The organism is Nostoc sp. DSM 114167 (assembly GCF_052692655.1).
Genome location: NZ_CP195116.1, coordinates 2,273,209 through 2,289,673, shown reverse-complemented (window position 1 = coordinate 2,289,673; position 16,465 = coordinate 2,273,209). Strand labels below are relative to the sequence as shown.

The 16,465-nt window shown below is 41.7% G+C and carries 12 protein-coding genes; 8 read left to right on the top strand and 4 right to left on the bottom strand.

The window, feature by feature from the left end; genetic code table 11:
• Positions 1-197: 197 nt before the first annotated feature.
• From clpP to NSTC731_RS09805, 3 genes are all read left to right on the top strand, one after another.
• Entirely contained in the window at positions 198-896 is a 699-nt protein-coding gene (gene clpP / locus NSTC731_RS09815) for an ATP-dependent Clp endopeptidase proteolytic subunit ClpP (protein WP_445630643.1), read from the top strand.
• 9 nt (positions 897-905) lie between these two features.
• Positions 906-2,246, top strand: coding sequence for an ATP-dependent protease ATP-binding subunit ClpX (clpX, locus tag NSTC731_RS09810; protein WP_292775233.1), 1,341 nt, complete (start codon positions 906-908; stop codon positions 2,244-2,246).
• Positions 2,247-2,343: 97 nt separating this feature from the next.
• Positions 2,344-3,264 (top strand): alpha/beta fold hydrolase, encoded by a 921-nt coding sequence (locus tag NSTC731_RS09805; RefSeq protein ID WP_445630642.1) that lies wholly within the window; start codon positions 2,344-2,346, stop codon positions 3,262-3,264.
• Positions 3,265-3,278: 14 nt separating this feature from the next.
• On the opposite strand, the gene NSTC731_RS09800 is transcribed toward NSTC731_RS09805, so the two are convergent.
• Both NSTC731_RS09800 and NSTC731_RS09795 read right to left on the bottom strand, forming a co-directional pair.
• Entirely contained in the window at positions 3,279-4,478 is a 1,200-nt protein-coding gene (locus NSTC731_RS09800) for an FAD-dependent monooxygenase (protein ID WP_445632053.1), read from the bottom strand.
• 54 nt (positions 4,479-4,532) lie between these two features.
• Positions 4,533-5,516, bottom strand: coding sequence for a GntR family transcriptional regulator (locus tag NSTC731_RS09795; protein WP_322677438.1), 984 nt, complete (start codon positions 5,514-5,516; stop codon positions 4,533-4,535).
• Positions 5,517-5,814: 298 nt separating this feature from the next.
• Here NSTC731_RS09795 and NSTC731_RS09790 point away from each other — a divergent pair, with 298 nt between their 5' ends.
• From NSTC731_RS09790 to NSTC731_RS09770, 5 genes are all read left to right on the top strand, one after another.
• Positions 5,815-6,555 carry a dienelactone hydrolase family protein gene (locus NSTC731_RS09790; RefSeq protein WP_445630641.1) on the top strand — a complete coding sequence of 247 codons (741 nt, stop codon included), beginning with the start codon at positions 5,815-5,817 and terminating at the stop codon, positions 6,553-6,555.
• A 127-nt stretch (positions 6,556-6,682) separates the two neighbouring features.
• On the top strand, positions 6,683-7,585 hold the full coding sequence (locus NSTC731_RS09785; RefSeq protein ID WP_445632052.1) for a S1 RNA-binding domain-containing protein: 903 nt from the start codon (positions 6,683-6,685) through the stop codon (positions 7,583-7,585).
• Between the two features lie 634 nt (positions 7,586-8,219).
• The gene (locus NSTC731_RS09780) at positions 8,220-9,308 is read left to right on the top strand and encodes a fatty acid desaturase family protein (RefSeq protein WP_445630640.1); all 1,089 of its coding nucleotides are present in this window, start codon (positions 8,220-8,222) and stop codon (positions 9,306-9,308) included.
• 1,247 nt (positions 9,309-10,555) lie between these two features.
• On the top strand, positions 10,556-11,431 hold the full coding sequence (locus NSTC731_RS09775) for an SDR family oxidoreductase (RefSeq protein ID WP_445630639.1): 876 nt from the start codon (positions 10,556-10,558) through the stop codon (positions 11,429-11,431).
• A gap of 64 nt (positions 11,432-11,495) precedes the next feature.
• Positions 11,496-13,004: an HlyD family efflux transporter periplasmic adaptor subunit gene (locus NSTC731_RS09770; RefSeq protein WP_445630638.1), complete on the top strand. Its 1,509-nt coding sequence runs from the start codon at positions 11,496-11,498 to the stop codon at positions 13,002-13,004.
• 784 nt (positions 13,005-13,788) lie between these two features.
• Here NSTC731_RS09770 and NSTC731_RS09765 read toward each other — a convergent pair.
• Entirely contained in the window at positions 13,789-15,549 is a 1,761-nt protein-coding gene (locus tag NSTC731_RS09765) for a S8 family peptidase (RefSeq protein WP_445630637.1), read from the bottom strand.
• Between the two features lie 697 nt (positions 15,550-16,246).
• Complete coding sequence (locus NSTC731_RS09760; RefSeq protein ID WP_445630636.1) at positions 16,247-16,465, bottom strand: hypothetical protein; 219 nt, start codon at positions 16,463-16,465, stop codon at positions 16,247-16,249.

The window sequence follows — 16,465 nt, the reverse complement described above, 5'->3', positions numbered from 1 at the left end:
GTCAAAATAATTAAAGAATTAATGAATTTTCGGCAAATAGTGACACCTGTTATCACTTGAGCTTGATACTGTGTTACACGAGAGGAAATTATATGAGGCATAATGGTTAACACGTAGCTTATAAAAATTCCATTCGTTGAACACTCAGCATCCGCTGCTGAAGCATTTGTCCTAAATAATCGTCAAAGAAAGCTTGTATGCTTGAATCGCAGTCGGGAAATTCCCCAATCAGCAACTTAAGTCGAATAAACATTAACTCCCAGTTGAGCAGCCCTAGCAACATCGTGCCGATGGTGGTAGAACAATCAGGTATGGGAGAAAGGGCCTTCGACATCTACTCCCGCCTGCTGCGAGAGCGGATTATCTTTTTAGGAACGCCAATAGACGATGCCGTAGCCAACTCAATTGTGGCTCAGTTGTTATTCCTAGATTCCGAAGACTCAGAAAAAGACATCCAATTGTATGTTAATTCTCCTGGCGGCTCCGTCTACGCAGGGATGGCAATCTATGATACAATACAGCAAATTCGCCCTGATGTTGTTACCATCTGTTTTGGATTAGCCGCGAGCATGGGGGCATTTTTGTTGACAGCAGGGGCTGCCGGTAAGCGAATGTCTCTGCCCGACTCCCGGATTATGATTCACCAACCACTTGGTGGCGCTCAAGGTCAAGCCATTGACATTGAAATTCAAGCCAGAGAAATTCTTTACGTTAAGGCTAAGTTGAATCAGTTAATGGCTCACCATACTGGTCAACCCTTAGAAAGAATAGAAGCAGATACTGAGCGCGACTTTTTTATGTCGGCAGAAGAGGCAAAAAACTACGGTTTGATCGATCAAGTCATTTCCAGGCAAAATCTTCCCGTAGCAGGGGAAAACGTCACCATTCTGAAATAAGAGGCTGGTATGTCTAAGTACGACTCCCATTTGAAATGTTCATTTTGTGGCAAGTCTCAAGAGCAGGTGCGTAAATTAATCGCAGGGCCGGGAGTCTACATCTGCGATGAATGCGTTGACTTGTGTAATGAAATACTAGACGAGGAGTTACTCGATACTAATGGTGCGGCAGCACAACCAGCACCAAGAGCAGAGCCACCTGAAAAACGGCGTACCCACTCTGCTAGTATTTCGTTTAATCAAATACCCAAGCCAAGAGAGATTAAAAAGTATCTAGACGAACACGTCATTGGTCAAGACGAAGCCAAGAAAGTGTTGTCAGTAGCTGTTTACAATCACTACAAGCGGCTGGCAGTCATTCAGTCTAAAGCCAGTGGCAAACCTGGGGCGGATGATGCCATAGAATTGCAAAAATCCAACATATTGTTAATTGGCCCGACAGGTTGCGGCAAAACTCTCTTAGCGCAAACTCTAGCGAAAATCCTGGATGTACCCTTTGCCGTAGCCGATGCGACGACGCTGACGGAAGCAGGGTATGTGGGAGAAGATGTGGAAAATATCTTGCTGCGACTGTTACAGGTGGCAGATTTGGATATAGAGGAAGCGCAACGGGGAATTATTTACATTGACGAAATTGACAAAATTGCTCGTAAGAGCGAGAACACGTCAATTACCCGCGATGTTTCTGGCGAAGGCGTGCAGCAAGCCTTGCTGAAAATGTTAGAGGGAACGATCGCCAATGTACCACCCCAAGGAGGGCGGAAGCATCCTTATCAAGACTGCATCCAGATTGATACAAGTAATATTTTGTTCGTCTGTGGTGGTGCCTTCGTGGGCTTAGAAAAAATTGTCGATCAGAGAGTTGGCAAAAAAGCAATCGGCTTTGTGCAACCAGGAGAAGGGCAATCGAAGGAGAAACGAGCAGCAGACACGCTTCGCCATCTAGAACCGGATGATTTAGTAAAATTTGGCCTGATTCCAGAATTTATCGGGCGGATGCCAATGGTAGCAGTAGTAGATCCGCTAGATGAAGAAGCGCTGATGGCGATTCTGACTCAACCACGCAGCGCCTTAGTGAAGCAGTACCAAAAGCTGCTGAAGATGGATAATGTCCAGCTAGATTTTAAAGCAGATGCTTTACGAGCGATCGCTCAAGAAGCTTACCGCCGTAAAACTGGTGCGAGAGCATTACGTGGTATTGTCGAAGAATTGATGTTGGATGTAATGTATGAGTTACCATCCCGTAAGGATGTGACACGCTGTACAGTTACAAGGGAAATGGTCGAGAAGCGATCGACTGCTGAACTGATAATACATCCGTCTTCACTACCGAAGCCAGAATCAGCTTAATAGTCATTAGTCATTGGTCATTAGTTATTGGTCAAAAAATAAGGAATAATAACCATATACCAGGGACTAATGACAACTGACAAAGGACAAATGACTAATGCCTTATATTAATGTTTGTGGCGTTGAGCATTACTACGAATGGGTGAAAAAACCATCCGGTTCTTTGGTAAAACCAGTGATGGTTTTCATGCATGGTTGGGCTGGTTCGGCTAGATATTGGCAAAATACTGCTGATGCTTTATCAGAACAATTTGATTGTTTACTCTACGATATGCGGGGATTTGGCCGTTCTGGTGGGAAGCCAACTATCACCCAAGCAAGTGAAGCTGTTGCCGAATCTGATTCCCCCCAGGAAGAATCACAGGCAATCAGAGAGCTAACCTATGAATTAGAGGAATACGCTGATGATTTGGCAGGTTTGCTAGATGGGTTGCATCTTCAGCGTGTTTATATCAATGCTCATTCAATGGGCGCTTCTGTTGCCACTTTATTTTTTAACCGCTATCCCGAACGAGTAGAACGAGGAATTTTAACCTGTAGCGGCATTTTCGAGTACGACGAAAAATCTTTTAGTGCTTTTCATAAATTTGGTGGCTATGTAGTGAAATTCCGTCCCAAGTGGTTAAGCAAAATTCCATTTGTTGACCGGATGTTTATGGCCAGATTTCTACATAGTTCCATACCACATTCTGAGCGGCAAGCTTTTTTAGAAGATTTTCTCGAAGCAGATTACGATGCGGCTTTAGGAACAATTTTTACTTCAGTCAGCAAGGCTCAATCTGAAGTGATGCCGCAAGAGTTTGCCAAGCTAACAGTGCCGACTCTGCTTGTGGCGGGGGAGTATGACAAAATTATTCCAGCCGAGATGGGGCGTCAAGCTGCTGCGTTGAGTGACAAAGTGAAATTTGTGATGATTCGTAACACAGCCCATTTTCCAATGTTGGAAGATGCGCCAACTTATATGCAACAGGTACAAGAGTTTTTGCAAATTAACACCCCACAACCACAAGTCGGATAACTACTGGCGGTTTTTTAGACATTTAAGTGTACCTGTGTGATACCTTGACGCATTTTATATTGTCGCCTTAACCAAGACTTTTTAATTATTTTACGGAGTAAGGGAGGAAGTTGAATCAACAGCGATCGCACCAGGGCATTTTTTCGCAGTAGTTCGCCTTGTTTAGCTTCCGCTAACTGGAGTTGCTGGGCGCGGATAATTTCTGGCTCACGTTCTGCTTGAATGTGCGATAGTGCCATGTCAATATCCTGGTGTCCAGCTTCTTTTTGCAATAACTGCACAAGATGATTAGCAGCGACAATCACATCACGGAATGCTAGATTAATTCCTTGGGCACGGACGGGAGACATTGGGTGTGCAGCGTCACCTAGAAGCAGTACCCCTGGTGCGTGCCATTGCCGACAATAACCAACCACAACAGAGAGCCGAATAGGGGATTCGATGGTATCTGCATAATTACGGAAATGCTCTGCTAGCCATGAGGGTGATAGTGAGGCAAAAATTTCTGCCCAGTTGGCTTGTTTGGAGTCAGTATTTTCGGTTGCCGACATCACCCAAGCCAGATGTAGTTTTCCTGATTCTGCTCCGTGAAAGATGGTAAATACGCGATCGCCATTTACAATTGTACGAAACACATTATCGGCTGCAAACTCAGGGCTGGCGGCAAGTTTAAACCAAAGAATATCAATATTTTTAGGCTGACGTACCAATTCCAATCCTATACGTTGTCGCACAAGAGAATTTCGACCATCTGCCCCAATCACTAAGTCAGCAGTAAGTTCTTTCCCATCGCTTAGTACTACACCTGCGACACGTTGATTACTCCATAGTAAATCCTTGACCGGAACACCCTGAATGAATTCAAACCCATGATTGGTTTGAGCTGACGAAATCAGTGCTTTGAGCAGTGGTGGTTGTGAAACCAGTGTACAGGGTCGGGTTGCTCCCATTGGTTCATCAACTCGAAACAACTGCTTGTCCCCGATAATGAATTCCCACGCGTCGAGTCGCCGATGGGGAATATCCTCTAACAACGCCAATAGACCCATTTGCTCTAGAGCATCTAAGCCACTGGGCATTAATCCTTCACCGCGAAATACACGATGAAAGTCTTTTGCTGCTTCAATTAACGTTACAGCAATACCACGTTTTACAAGAAGCAGGGCAAGGGTTACACCTGTTGGGCCTGCGCCCACAATCACAATCTGCACTATCCTATCCCTCCTGTATCGGTTGCTCTCAAAGATGTTGGTAAAATTATCTTGAGATTAACTTAAACCCAGTTCTCGTTTTAGCAAGTTAATCGAGTTAGCGCCGATATAATTTTCCACCTTAATCAGCTTTGGTGGACGAATAATATCTTCATCAGAGGCTTGCACGGCTGCTTGCACTGCTGCAAAACTGGCTTGGTCGCTGATGATGACCTCAGCCCGTTTAACCATTGCCTGAAGTTTATAGGCATCTTTTGGTTGCGAAGTCATTACCAGTAGTTCATCGCCCCGCAAACCGTGGAGGATGACTTCTGCGGCTCGCGCAATCCCGGAACTGAGGCTAACTATCCCAACACAGTTTTCTTTTGGTAGGGTTTTCAATAGGCTGAGTTCTTTGCTGTAGTCGTAGATATCGAGAGGAATCACCCGTGCAGCTTTTGGAGCTGCGATCGCTTCCACATTACTGATAAAATATCGACTTGTGACGACTGTCGCAGAGGTGGTTTTATCTAGCACTGCGGTTAATTCTTCCATTGCTACCAACTGGACTGGTATTTTTAGCGATCGCTCTAATTCATACACCATTAACTCACCAGCACCCATATCATAAGATGGCACTGCAACCAGTACCCGCGCACTACAACGCAAGCGCCAGTCGATTTCCGCTAAAAATAGCTCTCTAGCTTGATTCAGCGTACATCCTTGAGAAAGCAACTCATCAAGTGCTTGCTGGACAACTTGATATGCATCAGGATTTTGTTTGAGAATTGGTGATTGCAGCCTACTACCGCCCTCATGACCTTGGGCACGAACATAAATACCCGAACCAGCCATACTTTCAACAAATCCGTCTTCCTCCAGTTGACGGTAAACTTTACTAATGGTGTTACGGTGTAACCCTGTTTGCATTGCCAGCGCGCGTGTGCTTGGTAATTTGTAAGCAGGGGGATATTGCCGAGAAGCGATCGCAAATCGGATTTGATTAAACAGCTGGGTTGATGCGGGAATTTCGCTGTCTGGCTGAATACGGAATTGAATCATCAGCAAACCTCCTGAATACTAAGTGCTAATGAGTGCTGAGTTCTGAGTGCTGAGTGCTGAGTTTTGAGTATTAAGTGTTGCTTTTATACTCAACATTTTTTACTCAGCCCTCCTTTTGTGACCAGCTACATTTGCTACATCTCAAATATGTTTATTTACATATAAAGTTTTTCTGATACAAATTTCTAATGCGCTCACTATTGGTTATTGATAATTTAATTAGAAAAAAGCTAGGCATACTGGCATAGTTATATCAAATAAACACACGGCTAATCACATAGCACTGGTAAAAATTATTATGACAGAGCAAGCAATAAGTACCACAACGGTTAATCTTTTGCAAGATAATATTCAAGTGTCTGCTTATCTTGCAGAGCCAAAAGAACCTGGCTCTTACCCAGGAGTTGTAGTATTACAAGAGATTTTTGGTGTCAACGTTCACATTCGGGAAGTTACAGAACGGATTGCCCAACTTGGGTATGTAGCGATCGCACCTGCCCTTTTTCAACGTACTGCTCCTGGTTTTGAAACTGGATACACACTCGAAGATATTGAAACAGGCAGAAGTTACGCCATGCAAACTCAAGCCTCAGAGTTATTGAGCGATATTCAACTAGCAATTGACTACCTGAAAAATCTGCCTCAAGTAAAAAAAGATAGTTTTGGCTGTATTGGCTTTTGCTTTGGCGGTCATGTCGCATATCTTGCAGCCACCTTGCCAGATATTAAAGCCACGGCTTCCTTCTACGGTGCTGGAATTACTACCCGCACACCGGGAGGTGGCGCTCCCACTGTTACCCGCACCAGAGAAATATCAGGCACTCTCTATGCCTTCTTTGGCACAGAAGATGCTAGCATCCCAGCCGAACAAGTAGATGAAATTACAACAGAGTTAGAAAAATATAAAATTCCTCATCGTGTGTTTCGCTACGATGGAGCTGATCACGGATTTTTCTGCGACCATCGTGCCAGTTATAATCCTAAAGCTGCGGCCGATGCTTGGGAGCAAGTAAAAAAACTCTTTGGTCAACTAAACTGAAGCATACGCAGCCAAGTTAGTCATTGGTCATTGGTCATTGGTAAATACAAAGGACAAATGACAAATGACAAATGACAATCTAAACTTCAGTTGCACCATCTCAAATAACAACCAATCTTCAAAAGTCATGAATTCCGAATCGAAACTTTCTCAAACAGCCAATTCGTCCTTTACAATGGACGATTTTGCCAAAGCATTAGAAAAACACGACTATCAATTTCAAAAGGGACAGCTTGTAAATGGCAAAGTTTTCCAACTTGACCATGATGGAGCATACGTTGATATTGGTGGCAAGTCGTCAGCTTTTCTGCCGCGCGATGAGGCTTCTTTGAGAGCAGTTACCGATTTATCGGAGGTGCTGCCATTGCAAGAGGAAATGCAGTTTTTGATTATCCGAGAACAGGATGCAGAAGGTCAAGTCACCCTTTCTCGAAAGCAGTTGGAAATTCAGCATATCTGGGAACGACTGACCGAAATGCAGGAAAATGCTCAGACTGTGCAAGTACGAGTTATGGGTGTGAATAAAGGTGGTGTAACCGTTGATATTCTTTCTTTGCGAGGATTTATTCCGCGATCGCACCTGGCAGAGCGTGATAATTTAGAAGCACTCAAAGGTCAAAATCTGACTGTGGGCTTTTTGGAAATTAATAAAAGCACCAACAAACTCATCCTTTCCCAGCGTTTAGCAACTCGTTCTAGCAACTTCAGCTTATTAGAACTAGGTCAACTGGTGGAAGGCAAAGTTACTGGTATCAAACCTTTTGGTGTGTTTGTCGATTTAAATGGGATGAGCGCTTTACTTCATATCAAGCAAGTAAGCCAGAAATTTATTGATTCTTTAGAAAAAGTATTTCAAGTTGGTCAGCCAATTAAAGCTGTAATTATTGATTTGGATGAGGGTAAAGGGCGGGTTGCTCTTTCTACCAGAGTTTTGGAAAACTTTCCTGGTGAAGTGCTAGAAAATTTCGATGAGGTCATGGCTTCAGCTGAGGCGCGTGCTAATAGAGCTAATAACAAAGCGTCTGAATAGTTTTGAGATGGGCTGCTTGCACAACGTATAAATAGTGCAATCGCACCTTCCGTATGTGGGATTAATCGGTGAATAGTGCCCAAAAATGGATCGACAATCCAAATTGTGGGTTATTTTATTATTCCCCCTGCATCTATAAAGATGTGGGGGGATTGAAAATTGAGAAAACTTTTAATTAATTTTTTTTTAGCATATTCTTGGGTAAAGACGCGATGAATCGCGTCTCTACAAATCGTCTATTTGTTGCATTCTTTTTTCCAATTGGTATGATTTTTCAAGCTAGTATCGAGGTTTTTAGGAAGAACTTTATTGATTAGAAAATAAAGACTAAAGATATTACTAAAACAATTATTAACTACCAGGATAAAATTGACATACTAATAGCCTCTAGCTAGTAATATGGGTAAAACAATAATTTTAGTCAGCTTCAGATAACTTTCACTTTGAACCACAGAAATTCTTCTGATGAAGACGTGTAGGCAATGCCAAAATTATGCAAGAAGTCTACCGCAGAAATATTTTGTGTTAGGATTTAAATACTTACCTACTTGTGAATTTAATTATTCCAGTTGAAAAACGCTACGATTTCCCGCAAAACTTTACCCAGTAAAATTATCTAACTGGAAAATTATTTATGAATGTTAGTACAGATCAAACACTTCTTCACCAGAAAATATATGCGAAAGAATTACGTTCCCTGATGCCACATGAAGCATTCATTCCCGATCCAAGTAAGTTAATTATCTTGTTCATTAATCTGGCAATTTTAATCCTGGGTTGGATGATAGCAGTGCGGTTAGATTCTTGGTCGCCATACCTTTTATGGCTTTATGTACCTTTAAGCATAGTTATGGGCAATAGCGTCGTTGTCTTACTATTTAGCACCCACGATTTGATGCATGGTAGCGTAATTAAAAACCCCCGATTAATCTATATAATTAGCTTTATAGGACTAACAATGTTGTGGATGCCACCAACATTATGGAAAGCAGTTCATAATCGAGTGCATCATAATCACACTAATGATTTAAGCGACCCAGATCGTAATTACTTGTATGAACAATCTTCAACCTGGGGAAAATGGATTCAGGACTTATTTGTGCCTTCAACTGAAGTCAATCCTGTATGGTTCATAGTGGGAATGACTTCTGCTTGGGGAGTACATACTTTTCGCAATCTGACATCTGTGCTGTTTTTCAATCATAAATCCGTCGATTATGTTCCTGCTGCATTTACAGTCAGTCCTAAAGATCGTCGAGCGATCGCAGGGGAATTATTGATGATGATCGTGATTCATCTGAGTATCCTCATCTATCTCCAATTTGACCCTATAAAGCTCATACTTGCTTACTTTTTACCGATTGCGATTGGTTATGCTGGAGTAATTTTTTATATTTATACAAATCATTTACTTTGTCCGATGACCAACGTTAACGATCCACTCATTAATAGTATGTCTCTCCGGGTTTACAAAATATTTGACTTGTTGCATTTAAATTTTTCTCACCACACTGAACATCATATTTTCCCAGGAATGAACTCGGACTATTATGTTATAGTTAGGGATTTGTTAGAAACTCACCATTCTGAACGCTTTAATTTATTGGATGCTGGGGAGGCTTGGAATTCACTGCTGCAAACTCCCCGGCATTATAAAGATGAAAATACTCTTACAGATTGGTCAGGAGAAAAGTCTGTTCCTTGTCTTACAAGCGACAAGTAAAAAGGTTTATTGCAAATGAATACGCTGATAAAGAAAGGAAGGGGAAGAAAGGAAGGGGAAGAAAGGAAGGGGAAGGGGGAAAGGGGAAGGGGGAAAGGGCAGGCTTTTAGGCTTTCGATAAATAGTTGAGAATGTTCTCAATTATTGAACGTAGTTTTAAGTTCTCAGACAATGGTTTTGGTTTTAAAATCCCAAAAATTTGTCTAATCAAAAAAACCTGCCCCAGAAAGGAAAGGGGAACCCCATATTTAAAAATAGGGGTTTCAAGCATCGACGCTGCTAAGTTAACGTGAGTTCGACAGACCTCTCCCTCCCAGCCTCCCTCTCCTAAAAGGCGAGGGAGGAGTAACGAGATTACAGGTTTTTGCTCCCCTCTCCTGGTAGGAGAGGGGCTGGGGGAGAGGTCAAAATAGTACTCGTCGAATTCACGTTAAGTTATGCAATAAATATTGATTACATCCAAGCCAGGGAATAAGCCGAAAAAGTCACGATTGACAATAACTAATTACTTGCTCGAAACAATATATAAAGTCGAATTTAATAAGCAAAATGGCATTTGACTTACTCAAACCCCAGTTTGCTTACTCAAAAGCTGTATTTACTTTCTCATTTTGGTGTTTTCCGCAAGCAAAATGACGTTTGACTTACTCAAAAGCTGTGTTTGCTTTCTCATTTTGGTGTTTTCCGCAAGCAAAATGACGTTTGACTTACTCAAAAGCTGTGTTTGCTTTCTCATTTTGGTGTTTTCCGCAAGTAAAATAACGTTTGACTGATTCAAACCCCAGTTTGCTTTCTCATTTTGGTGTTTTCCGCAAGCAATCAAGCATATTAAGAAAGCAATATGCTTGATTGCTGACTGATACCAGTAATTCTCACAGTTATGACAACTATTTCTTTAAGATTACTTTTCTCTATCTTTATCTAATGCTTCTTGGATTGCACGTATGATCTTTCTTTAATTGCTTCTTTATTCATTATTTTGCCTCCTCTGCATCCCCGACATCCCCCTTTTTCGTGTTGCATCGTCTTATTCATCTATCCCCGACATCTACAAAAATATGGGGGATCATTTTCAGAGTATTAAAATGAATAAGGTGTGACTTATTGGCGTGAGAATATCTTGAGCATGGTAACAAAGTATAAAAATATGCTCATATCTCTATTTAAGTATTGCTCAATGGATTTTGACCATATATCGAGCATTTTGACAACTATAAACGCTGTAACTATTCAATTTAGGTATTTGTATGTTTCTAGTAACTGGGGCAACCGGAGGAATTGGTCGCAGAGTTGTGCGACTCCTACGACAACGAGAACAGTCTGTGCGGGCATTTGTCCGCCTTACCTCGCGCTATAGCGAGTTAGAACATCGGGGTGCAGAAATTTTCATTGGTGACTTGCTAGAGGAAAAATATATCCAGAAAGCTAGTCAGGGTGTGCGGTATATTATCAGCGCCCACGGTTCTGATAGCGATGCCCTATCTTTAGATTACCGCGCCAATATTGAACTGATCGACCAGGCAAAAGCCAATGGCGTAGAGCATTTTGTCTTCATTTCTGTTCTGGGAGCCGATCGCGGTTATGAAAACGCTCCCGTTTTTAAAGCTAAACGAGCAGTAGAGCGATATTTGGCAGCTAGTGGCTTAAATTACACTATTTTGCGCCCATCTGGATTAGCATCTAACTTGCTGCCACTAGTAGAAAGATTTCGAGAAACGGGATTGTATCTGCTGGTTGGCGATCGCAAAAACCGTACCTCAATTGTCAGTACTGATGATTTAGCAAAGATAGTAGTGGATTCTGTGACAGTTGAAGGCGCTCGTAACCAAATTTTACCCGTCGGAGGGCCGGAGATTTTATTGCGAGAAGATATTCCTCGGATTTTTGGTCGGATTTTCGCCAAAGAACCAGTAATAATTAACTCACCCCTATTTGTCATTGATGGGTTACAGGGTGCATTGGGTTTATTTAATCCCAAAATCCAAAAAGCTTTGGGTACTTATCGCACATTGCTAGCAAATGAATTTTTCTGTACAAAAGATGAAATTGCCAATTTAGAGGCAATTTTTAACTTCCAATTAGAGACATTAGAAACTTTTTTGCGGCGCTATTTAGCAGTTTGAATTAAACATTAGTCATTAGTCATTTGTCATTAGTGAATAACAAAGGACAAATGACTAATGACAGATGATAAATGATAAAGGACAAAAATATATGGTAAATGCTGCTCAAGCACGTCAGACAAAAGAGCGATTCGCCCAACCGGAGGAACAACTTACTTATGAGTTGGGGAAGGCGGTACAGGAATTACCGCCCCTGTACACGAGATTATTAGCAGGAACGATGAGCGCCATCGTATTTGGGGCGATCGCTTGGGCGTACTTCTCACAAATCGATGAAGTCGCAACAGCACCGGGGGAATTAATTGCTTCTACACAGGTAAGACCGGTGACATCTTTGGGTGGAGGGTCAATTGTCGCTGTAAAAGTGCAAGAAGGCGATCGCGTTACTAAAGGTCAAGTTCTGATTCAAAAAGATCCAGACTTGCAAGTAACCGATGTATCCCGCCTAGCTAAATCTAGCAGATTGATTCAAGACGATTTACAACGTTTGGATGCAGAACGCGTTGGAGGCAAAACTGCTGGGACGAAACTGCAAGATGAACTTTTAAGTTCCCGCCTCCAAGACTTCCAAGCGCGTCAAGCAGCAGCAGAAGCAGAAGCAAATCGCCAAATAGCACTCATCGATCAAGCTAAAGTCCGCTTGAGCAGGTTACAAGATAACTTAGTTAATGCTAAAAGCAGCTTTGCGAATGCTCAAACCAACCTTGTCAATGCAGACAGCATCCGAATTAAAATTGAAAGTAATTTAGCCCTTGCTCAAGAAAGGGAAAAAAGCCTACGTACTCTAATTACTCCTGGCGCTGTGCCTCGTGTCGATTACCTGGATGCCCAAGAAAGATTAACTCGTGCAAAGACAGAAATCACTAGATCGCAAGATGAAGTCATCAACGCCCAGAATAGAATCACAGAGGCTCAAGATAAAGTCACATCATTAGAAAAAGATATTGCTGCTCAAGTCCAGGAAATTCGCCAAGCAGAACAAGCTTACAACGCTGCACGCAGTCAGGCCCAGCGTGTAGCATCAGAACGCCAAAGCGAAATTTTGACGCAGTTTAATAAGCGTAAAGAAGAACTGACAACTGTACAAGGTCAATTAGAACAGGCAAGGAAGCAACAAGCTTTAGAAACGATTGAGGCTCCCGTAGCCGGTACAATTTATAAAGTCAAAGCCACCAAGGGGCCAGTACAATCGGGTGAAGAATTGCTGTCAATTTTGCCGGAAGGCGAAGAAATGCTTCTAGAAGTAAAAGTTCTCAACCGCGATATTGGGTTTATTCGTCAAGGAATGAAGGCAAAAGTGAAAATGGCGACTTTTCCCTTCCAAGAATTTGGGATTGTGGATGGTGAAGTTACGCAAGTCAGTCCAAATGCAATTGCTGATAAAGAATTAGGTTTAGTTTTTCCGACGAGAATTAAGCTAAATAAACACTCAGTAAACGTCCGGGGTCAAGAAGTAGAATTTACACCAGGGATGGCTGCTACAGGTGAAATTGTTACTCGTAAAAAGTCAATTTTGACATTCATTACTGAACCTGTGACGCGGCGATTCAGCGAGGCATTTTCTGTTAGGTAAGAAAGTCTGTTAGAAGAGGGAAGAGAAGGGATTTAGCATTGTTCATTGGTGTCAACTTCAGGTAAAACCCTTATAAAGATGTGATATTGAGTTCACTCAGTTACCATCACGATCCGCGTTACCCCACCCCGGTTTTGTCTAAAGTCAAAACCGCCCCTCCCCTTACCAAGGGGAGGGATTGGGGGCTTTCTGGGGCAGGTTTTTTTGATTAGACAAATTTTTGGGATTTTAAAACCAAAACCATTGTCTGAGAACTTAAAACTACGTTCAATAATTGAGAACATTCTCAACTATTTATCGAAAGCCTAAAAGCCTGCCCTTGAAAGGGGGTTGGGGGTGGGGTAAAACGCTTGCAAGATAAGCACTTTAACTTAACGTGAGTCTCCAACGGAGGCGCACCTGTGGGAAGGGCGAAAGAAACAAGTCAAATCCTCTTCCCCTCTGCCTTCTGCCTCCTGCCTCCTGCCTTGTTTCTTAGGAGTTCGATGAACCTCTCCCCAACCCCTTTCCGAGGCGGAGAGAGGCAGAAATATTCTTAGTTAACAACGAAAAAATTAGGGTTTCAAAGCCTCTCGAAGAGTGGGGGAGAGGAATGGAAATGGGGTTTTTAGAGCCGTCGAACTCACGTTAACTTACAGCAGTTTTCATATATATGAAAACTGCTGTAAGTTAACAAACATATATGAGCATTGTTAAACCTCTACATTTATTCACGACAGACTAGCAGGTTGGTTAATTCTCTTAACCGGGCAGTATTGAACTTAACTGCAAATCGCTATAATTTTCAAGCTATACCCAAAAATTTTCTATAGTGATCTATTTGTTTTTGCATTCCCTCTAGTAGTTTGACAAAATCTGGATTATTCTCATCCTGATTGCTATTTACATTGATACTGCCCAGAATATTCTCATAATTTTGAAATTGCGACCATAATTCTGGATTTGTTGATATGTTATTACCTTCGGTTGATATCAGATATTTTGTGGTTTCTGTAATTGCCTGACCAATTACAGGGTTAAAATCAGAGTTATTCCAACTAGCGATATTTTCTGGTGTTAGATATCTTGTGTATTCAGTAATTCCCTGACCGATTAGAGAGCCAAAATTGGAATTATTAAAACTAACGATATTTTCTGGTGTTAGATATCTTGTGGTTTCTGTAATTCCCTGACCGATTAGAGAGCCAAAATTGGAACTATTAAAACTAGAGTTTGTCGTTTGTGTGTTATTTCCTGCGGTTTCTGCAATCACTTGACTCGCTAGAGAACTGACATGAGAAATATTAAAACTAGAGTTTGTAGTTTGTGTGTTACTTCCTGCGGTTTCTGCAATTACCTGACTCGCTAGAGAACTGACATGAGAAATATTAAAACTAGAGCTTGTAGTTTGTGTACTATTTTCTGCGGTTTCTGTGACAATCTGACGTACTTGGGCATCAGTCAGGTTAGGGTTAGCACTAAGCATCAGGGCAACGATACCAGCAACGTGGGGAGCAGCCATAGATGTGCCGCTATAAGTTGCATACTGATTATTCGGAACTGATGAATAAATCTTGACTCCGGGAGCTGTGACGTAAGCGATTGGATTTGTTCCAGAGCGGTTAGAGAAGTCGGCCAAATTGTTATTCTTATCTACTGCCCCAACGGCAATTCCCGACTTGGATGCATAGCGGGCGGGATATTCTGGTGATGAGCCACCATCATTACCTGCTGCCATGACAACAATCACTCCTTTACTGCTGGCATAGTCAATGGCTGACTCTAGAGTGCGATTAGAAGATGAGCCTCCTAAACTGAGGTTAATCACATTAGCTCCATTATCCACAGCGTAGCGAATACCTTTAGATATGGAACTATAGGAACCAGAGCCAGAGCTATCTAAAGCTTTGACAGGCATAATCTTGGCATCGTAGGCAATACCTGTGACACCGTAGTTATTATTTTCTCCTGCGATCGTGCCGGAAACATGAGTACCATGACCGTTGTCATCTAGGGTGTTGTTATTTTGATCGGCAAAGTTCCAACCGTAAGTATCATCAACATAGCCATTGCCATCATCATCTATACCATTACCCGCAATTTCCTTGCTATTCGTCCAGATATTATTTTTTAAATCTTCGTGGTTATAGTCAACTCCAGTATCTACAACAGCGACAACAACGCCTTTACCTGTGTATCCATGTGCCCAAACTTCCGGTGCTTTAACCAGGTCTGCTCCCCAATTATTGCCACCGAGATCGGGAACATCAGCAAAGGTATTTTGACCAATAGCTCTAGCCACTGCTGCTGCTCCATTAATCAAGCCATAGCCATTAGTAGAGTTATAATTTTGAGCGTTAAAAGTATTAGCAGTAGCGTTATTGCTATTTTCGGAGTCACCGTTATTTAATAACCGCACATCAGCATCGGCTGAGTTATAGCTACTATGTCTGCTGAAGTTAAGGCTGTAGTCATCCTTCGTCTTAAAGCTATCTAATGAGGAGATTGAAGTGACATTGAGCCGTTTATTTGACAACACATTGTTATTAACATCATCAATGCTCATAAATTTTTTTCTCAAAGATAGCAATCTTTTTTTGACAGATTGAAGCGTTAAAACCTTTCAAAAAAAGGTTTTAATGTGTGAAAAAACTCCATTGTCAAAAATTACTATGGAATTTCATAACAAATTGCTAAATTTACTACCAAAAAACATTTTAAAAAAAGTGGGTTTTCTTAAGAGTTAATTAATCAAGTCGATTTTAAATTATTGCTAGTTAACTAGTCGAAATTGGTGCAATATAAAAATTGCATTATATTTCTGAAATTAGAGTTTCCAGAAATTTTTAACGTGAGTTCGACAAGCCCTTTTTTGACCTCTCCCCCAACCCCTCTCCGTGTCGGAGAGGAGAGCCAAAACCCTAATTTCTCGTTACTCCTCCCTTTCCCCGTGGGGGAGGCAGAGGTTCATCGAACTCACGTATTTTTAATGCACTACCTTAACTGTGTCATGACAGTACGGTGCGTTACGCTCCGTTAATACAGCTATTTTTATACCTTAAAAAGAATTGTTTCTAGTTCCCTTACCAGTGAGCCAATAATACCAATTCTCTAAAATGAGGCAACACATTCAAACCCCGAAAGCCTTGCCATATTTGACTTTATTAATTACGAATTACGAATTATGAATTGGTATAAGACAACAAATACCTGATTTAAAAGCACACCATTCCCATCACACCTTACGAGTATTGGATTTAGGATTAATCATCTAATGTGTCTTGCGCCTGTGTATCCGGCTTGTGCTTTTTAATATTTTTTTGGCGCTTATCTTGTTTCCATCTTCCTGTTTTGCGTGCTGCTTCTGTCAGGAGATACTCAATTTGAGCATTAACGCTCCTTAATTCGTCAGAAGACCATTTTTCCAGCACTTCGTATAACTCAAGGTCTAAACGCAGTAAAAACCGTTTTTTTTGGCTCAT